The sequence below is a fragment of the Thiocystis violacea genome (assembly GCF_016583565.1).
Lineage (GTDB): Bacteria > Pseudomonadota > Gammaproteobacteria > Chromatiales > Chromatiaceae > Thiorhodococcus > Thiorhodococcus violaceus_A.
In genome coordinates this window covers 1-5,465 of sequence record NZ_NRRF01000133.1, presented here as the reverse complement: position 1 = coordinate 5,465, position 5,465 = coordinate 1, and the positions used below count along the sequence as shown (strand labels likewise).

Genomic DNA, 5,465 nt, shown 5'->3' with positions numbered 1-5,465 from the left:
AGCGAGCGGTCCAGGGTCATCTCAGGCATCGGCGGCATCTCACCAGCGGGAAAACGACCGCCAAGTGTTACCGACACCATCGCGATTATCCAACAGTACTCGCTAATAGTTTGATGCGATTGCCCTGTTGCGATAGATAGACTGCAGTCTAGAACAATAGCATCCCATCGAGACTTCGATCTCGGCACTCGATCGATTTCCTTATCCCAGTTCCTGTCAATCTACAAACGCACGCATGACATGGCCGAAGACGAACAGTCGGCCTGAAGCAAAGGCGGCGTTTGACCGCCCGTTCTGGCTTTTCGCCCAAGCCGCAGCAATCAGCAAGGCAGGCAAGGAGATTTGTGGCGATCGACATTCCCATGTCTTGCACGCTGAGACGTGTTGAGGACGGATGAAGCCTAGCTCGGCGGAAAGGCACGGACCGTGACGCCAGCCACAAATCGGCGACTCTGCTCGAAGTCCAAGCCAGCCCGAGCGCATCGCGCTCCCGTGTCTGTAAGGGTGCGTTGACGTGCACTCGCACAACATCGGCGCGGGCACGAGACGCGCGAGAGCGATCTTGACGGCCTCGGCCCACCAAGCCGCAGCCTCGGGGGACGCGCAGCACCCTTAACATCGCGGCATGGTCGACTTGACCTGGTCATGCCGATGTCTCTGTGATTCAGGCCATCCCTGGCTTATCCATCCAGTCAGCCTGTCCTCAGGCCGCCCGTGCCCGCTCGCCCTTGAGCCGACACTCTGCCGCCAGCCGGCGCAGGAACTGCTCCGGCGCCAGTGCCTCGCCGAGCAGCTGCCGTTGGCGGCAGACGTTGGCGAAGTCCCCCGGCGTCAGCCCCTCCAGCCCCTGCAGATGCCGGGCAAGTTCCGGTGCCACCGGCGTCTGCTCATCGCCCAGTGCTTCGCGGGCGAACAGCGCTACTCGCTGCACCTGTGTCAGCGCCCGAAAGTGCAGCTTGAAGTCGAAGCGCCGCAAGGCGGCCGCATCGATCCCGCTCATCAGATTGGTCGCGGCGATGAAGATGCCGGGGAAGCGTTCCATTTGCTGCAGCAGTTCGTTGACCTGGGTGCGCTCCCAGTTCCGTTGCGCGTGACGGCGGTCGGCGAGGAAGCTGTCCACCTCGTCGAGCAGCAGGATCGTGTGGCTCGGGTCGATCTCGCGGAAGAGCCGCGCCAGGTTCTGCTCGGTCTCCCCGACATAGGGCGAGAGCAGGTCGGAGGCCTGCCGTGCGACCAGCTCGCGGTCGAGCGCCTCGGCCAGCACCTCGGCGAAGGCGGTCTTGCCGGTGCCGGGTGGACCATAGAAGCAGAGACTGCCGCGGCCCCCGGACTCCAGGGCCTGGACGATGGCGCTCGGGGCGATGCCGCCGGCCAGGTTCAGATAGGCCACGTCGAAGGCGGTGGCCGGGACGCGCAGAGGCGGCATGGGCGCGCCATGCAGCAGCGTGCGCAGTGCCGCGACACCTTCGCGCACGCTGTGCTCGGCCGGGACGTCCGGGCGCAAGGCACACAGGCGCCGCGCCGCGCCCAGCTGGGCCGGGGCGAGCGCCGCGTCCGCCGCCAGCGTATCGAGCAGGTCCGGCGGCAGCCCCAGGTCACCCAGATGCCGCTCGGCCATCTGCCGGCGTACCGAGCGTGGCGGTGTCTTGAAGGGCAGCGGCAGCAGAAAGCGGCGCAAGAAGGCGGGATCCATCCCGGTGGTGCGATTGGCGATCCAGATCGCCGGGACCGGATTCTCCTCCAGGATGCGGTTCATCCAGGCCTTTTGGTGCCCCGTCATGCTCTCCCCATGCAAGAGGGCGAGGAGGTTGTCGCCGCTGGTGAAGACATCCTCCACCTCATCGAAGATCAGCAGCGCGTCGTGGCGGCGCCCGAGCAGGCGCTGGGCGACCAGGTAGGCCGAGAGCCGTCCCCGGCGCGAGAGGCCATCGCCATCGTCGCCGGCACTGCGCACCTGAAAGGCGCGCAGACCGCGGGCGGCGGCCAGGGCGCGCGCCAGTTCGGTCTTGCCGGTGCCGGGCGGGCCGTGGAAGAGCGCGTTGACCCCCGGGGTGCCGGTGGTGGCGGCCTGCCCCAGCACCGCGCCAGCGTGCGCGGCGGGCGCGGCCAGATGCGGGAAGGACTCCAGTCGCCAGGCCGCCGCTGGCGCCGGCTCGATCAAGAGGCCGAGCAGGGTCTCGGGATCCTCGGGCGCGGACTCGAGCACCTCGTCGAGCAGGTCGCTGGGGTCGAGAAAGTGTCCCAGATCGACCGGAAGGTGCGCATGGCGGTGCCCGATGAGTCCGAGCGTGCTCAGCGGCGCCTCTTTGCCCAGTGCCGCGCGCACCGCGCTGGTTTCCTCGCCAAGCACGGCGGCCAGGCGGACGACATTGGCGCGTCGGCTCGCCGATGGGGTCGCCGACAGGATCCGTTGCAGTGCCGGCGACTGCTCGCGCTGATCGATGAAGTCCAGCACGGCCAGGCTGGTTGCATCCAGTTCCAGTGCCTCGCCAAGGAGGCGGATGACCGGCGAGATGGGTACGCCATCATCGGCCTCCGCCAAGGCGGTCAAGACCTGCTCCGGGCGATGTCTGAGCAGCACGCCAAGGCGCTGACGCAGCTCGGCGGGGTGGTCGGTAGGCGGCGGCGTATCCTCCTCATCCCTGCTCAAGGCGCGTTGCAGTCGCTCCTCAAGGGAGGCTTCATCGAGCGGATCGTAACTCTCCTCGATCACGACCTCCCAGAGATCGACCCGATCGGCCAACGCCGGGGCGAGCCGGTGCAGGGCGCCGGGATCGAGCAGCGACCGCATCAAGGACCACAGGGCGGCGAGGAATTCACGCTCATGCAGGAAGCGCTCGAGCCGCGGGTCGCTCTTGAGAGAGTTCAAGGCGTAGCGGGCGAGGCGCCGCTGCGCCGGGGACAGTGGGGTGAAATCCGTGCGCCAGGGTGATGGGTGTCGCTGCATGGTCATTGGCCCTCCGTCCAAGGCTGAAATCGCCGACTGTCGAAATGAAAGGTCATCAGCTCGCCGCGGCAGGGCTCCTCGTCCCAGATGAGCCCGAGCACCAGGTCGAGCGGCTCGCGGAAATAGGTGCTGCCGGCCACCCCGGCCTCCTGATCCAGGACCGGTGTCTCCAGGACCTCGACCACCACCGCCGGCTGTCCGTAGCGTGGAATGCGATGGTTCTTAAGGCCCGGCTTCCAGGTCACCAGGTCACCGGGGGCGAAGGCGTGCCGCCGGGTGAGCAGGCGATAGCGCTCGCGCAGCGCCGCGCCCAGGTCGCCGCTGAGATCCTCCAGCGGCTCGTCGTCGAGCAGGTCATAGGTGCCCGTGTCTGTGAGACCGATCCGCGCGAGCAGCTCGCGCGAGGAGAGACTGTCGTGGTTTCGTGGCATTCAGGACTCCTCTCGTGGAAGCGAGGACAGGCACGGCGCGCTCGACTGGCCTGTCCGTTCAGGGGAAGCAAGACAAGAAGCGACGACCGGGACCGCGTTCGAGCGCGTTCGGCGGCCGTCTTGCAATCACTGGATTGTCAAAGAGCAATCCCCGTCGGCCGTCCCGATCGAGGGGCAACGCGGTTCCGCGCGTTTTTTGGGATGGCGACATCGGGCGTGGCTGGATCGGCCGCGAAGGATAGCGCAGCGATGCGACTCACCCTGTCGCATCGGGAGGCTGCATTGCCCTAGACTTCACCCCATGAAGAAGACATCCGAGCCCAGGCACCTCGAACGCATCGAGCGTCTCCGGCACTTGCTGCAATGCCTGCCGTTGCATGTCCCCAAGGAGGCCTATCCGAGCACGACTCAGCTCGTCGGACGGGTCGCGGACGTCTATGCGGCGGCGAGCGAAGGGGCGCTCAGACGCGCGGTGCAGCGCGATCTGGACGCGCTGGTCCAGCAGCAGCGGATCGCCGTGGTCAATCCGGGCGGCAAGCCCCTGCGTTACCGCCGTCTGCCGAGCGATGCCGAGGACGAGGATCCGGCCATTGAGGAGTGGACGCTGAAGGCGATCCAGATGCTGGCCGCCGAGGCGCTGCCGCATCGTCGGCTGGACCGCTTGTGGCGCACGCTGCTGACCAATACGCAGGCCCCGCGGCTCGACGAATCCCGGCTGCGTGTCGTGTCCGATACCCTGCGATTGCAGCCGGCGGATCTCTATCAGGGGGTGTTGAGCGCGGTGATTCAGGCACTCATCCAGCGGTGTGCGCTGCGGGTCGGTTACGTCAAGACTAGCGGGGAGCGCAGCGACCCCGTGCTGCATCCCCAGGCCCTGGTCCAGCGTGGCCCCATCGCCTATCTGCTCGCGCTCAAGCATGACGAAGACCCGCCCGCGCACGTCTATGCGCTGCATCGCATGGTCGTGGCCGAGGTCTTGACGGAGACGCCGGCGCGCCAGGTGGAAGGATTCGATCTGGACGGGGCGATCGCCGAGGGGCGGATCGACTTCGGCCAGGGCGCGCTGATCGATCTGGAACTGCGCGTCCGCGGCTATCTGGCCGACCTGCTGAGGACCTGTCCGATGGAGCCGAATCAGCGTCTGGACGACGAGCCGGAGGGCTCCGACTTCGATCTACGGCTGTGGGCGCGCGTGCCTTCGACCGGGCAGTTGCTGCGTTGGTTGCTGGGTGCGGGGGATAATCTGGAAGTGGTCGGCCCGCCAGACCTGCGACGGATCGTCGCCGCTCAGGCGCGCAAGGCGGCGGCCTTGTATGGCGGGCGCTGACGATTGCCGTCCCGGCGAGTAGGGCGGATGCCCGATAGGGCGATCCGCCTCCGCACTCAGAGCCCGAGCCTCAACCCGACGCCGAACGGACGTGCCCATCATGCAAGGCACGGCGCGGGCTCTGGTGGGAGCGGCGCCCCGCCGCGACCGTCGCGCCGAGGGCGGCGCTCCCACGGCGGTTTGCAGGGCACGGTGCGGGGATGATGGGCACGCCCGCCGACTCGCGGCGCTCGGAACAGAGCGCATCGCGGGGGCTTTGCCCATCCTACGCCGGGATCGCGACCCGCCACTCAGCTCCAGCCAAGGCACGGCGCGGGCTCTGGTGGGAGCGGCGCCCCGCCGCGACCGTCGCGCCGAGGGCGGCGCTCCCACGGCGGTTTGCAGGGCGCGGTGCGGGGATGATGGGCACGCCCGCCGACCCGCGGCGCTCGGAACAGAGCGCATCGCGGGGGCTTTGCCCATCCTACGCCGGGATCGCGACCCGCCACTCAGCTCCAGCCAAGGCACGGCGCGGGCTCTGGTGGGAGCGGCGCCCCGCCGCGACCGTCGCGCCGAGGGCGGCGCTCCCCAGGGCGAGCGCGTATAAATTCTCAACCAAACACAACCTTAGCGCGGTAGTCATCGTTCCAGGTAGCCTTGCGGCGCTTCTTGGACATGCGCTGCTTGGAGGGCTCTTGTTCCAGCAGATTCATGCAAAGGTGACGGATCGAGGTCAGAATCGCTGGAGCATGGCCTTTGCGGATGCGGCAGGCGTCTTCGC

General features: G+C 67.8%; 3 protein-coding genes. 1 reads left to right on the top strand and 2 read right to left on the bottom strand.

Going from position 1 to position 5,465, the window contains the following annotated elements:
- Positions 1–703 precede the first annotated feature (703 nt).
- Together CKO23_RS23650 and CKO23_RS23645 are read right to left on the bottom strand one after the other, a co-directional pair.
- Entirely contained in the window at positions 704–2,947 is a 2,244-nt protein-coding gene (locus CKO23_RS23650; RefSeq protein WP_242482695.1) for an AAA family ATPase, read from the bottom strand.
- A 2-nt stretch (positions 2,948–2,949) separates the two neighbouring features.
- Positions 2,950–3,378, bottom strand: coding sequence for a hypothetical protein (locus CKO23_RS23645; RefSeq protein ID WP_200335827.1), 429 nt, complete (start codon positions 3,376–3,378; stop codon positions 2,950–2,952).
- Positions 3,379–3,679: 301 nt separating this feature from the next.
- Between CKO23_RS23645 and CKO23_RS23640 the strand changes: the two genes are divergently transcribed.
- Positions 3,680–4,705: a helix-turn-helix transcriptional regulator gene (locus CKO23_RS23640; protein WP_200335826.1), complete on the top strand. Its 1,026-nt coding sequence runs from the start codon at positions 3,680–3,682 to the stop codon at positions 4,703–4,705.
- Positions 4,706–5,465: the final 760 nt, after the last annotated feature.

Coding starts and splice junctions, on each gene's coding strand:
- CKO23_RS23650 (WP_242482695.1), bottom strand. CDS start 2,947: ATGCAGCGACACCCATCACCCTGGCGCACGGATTTCACCCCACTGTCC.
- CKO23_RS23645 (WP_200335827.1), bottom strand. CDS start 3,378: ATGCCACGAAACCACGACAGTCTCTCCTCGCGCGAGCTGCTCGCGCGG.
- CKO23_RS23640 (WP_200335826.1), top strand. CDS start 3,680: ATGAAGAAGACATCCGAGCCCAGGCACCTCGAACGCATCGAGCGTCTC.